Below are 1,125 nucleotides of genomic sequence, written 5' to 3'. Positions count from 1 at the left end.
CAAACTTTCCAGGTATAATTTTTGGATTGGTCACATTTTTTACTGCCCTTTGATGATAAAAAAATTGATTAATTGGACCTGTGTGTGGCCATTATCAGAGATAAATAAATAATAAATTCGCAAATTGTAAAATGAAGTTAGCCACCTTGAGTCAAGCAAAAAACATCTGAATCTCTTATACTAGAAGTTCGACCAAATAGTATAAAAAGGAAATTCAGATGCAAGACTATTCTATCACAAGCCAGAGCAAAGGGAAACACCTGACCAATCAAGACCGTTTAAACATTGAACGTTGGCACAATAAAGAAGGACTGAGCAACCGTGAGATTGCGCGCTTATTGAATAAAGCTCATGGGACGATTGACAGAGAGATGAAGCGAGGGGAAATCCAGCTCAAGCGGAAGGTAAAATACTCTGCTAAAAAGGCTCAAGAAAATTATGAAGGATTGAGGGCTCACAGTGTTCGTCCGAGTAAACTCACGACTGAGATTGATTGTTATGTGAGTACACGTCTTAAAGAAGACAAGGACTCTTTGGAAGTCATTCATCAGGCTCTAAAAGGAGTTTCTCTGAGCAGCCTCTACAATTGGGTCAACTGGGGCTGGTTAGAAGCCAAGCGTCATCATCTTTTCTATCCGCAGTATAAGGCGGCAAAGAAAATCAAACCTCGTGCGCCAAAGCATCCTTTTGGTAAGTCTATTGAAGAACGGCCTGAGTTCATTAACAATCGCTTAGAAGTGGGGCATTACGAGATTGACACGGTCATTCTTACGAGAGCTAAGAACAAGGTGCTTTTGACGCTCACAGAGCGAAAATACCGCACGGAGATCATTCGCTTGATTGATGGGAAAACAGCACAGGCGGTCAATGATGAGCTGGTGGAACTTCAAAAAAGTTATGACTTCAAATCCATTACCCCTGACAATGGCCATGAATTTGCAAGGCTCTCTGAGGTCGTAAGCTGTCCAGTTTACTATGCACACGCCTACGCGAGCTTTGAGCGAGGGACGAATGAAAACCATAACCGAATGGGCCGGGGTCGGCGGTGGGGATGCCGAAGATGATGAGCCGCCGCAGGTGCCGGCCGTGCAGCAGGTCCAGGCGGAGCCGCTGGTGCCCGGCCCG

Annotated in this window: 1 protein-coding gene; it reads left to right on the top strand. The window is 45.0% G+C overall.

The window, feature by feature from the left end; all coding sequences use genetic code 11:
- The first annotated feature begins 218 nt into the window (after positions 1–218).
- Positions 219–1,064: an IS30 family transposase gene (locus ABZ321_RS58210; protein WP_354905698.1), complete on the top strand. Its 846-nt coding sequence runs from the start codon at positions 219–221 to the stop codon at positions 1,062–1,064.
- Positions 1,065–1,125: the final 61 nt, after the last annotated feature.

The sequence above is a fragment of the Dactylosporangium sp. NPDC006015 genome, from assembly GCF_040614215.1.
GTDB lineage: Bacteria > Actinomycetota > Actinomycetes > Mycobacteriales > Micromonosporaceae > Dactylosporangium > Dactylosporangium maewongense.
This window is presented reverse-complemented; position numbering and strand designations above follow the sequence as displayed.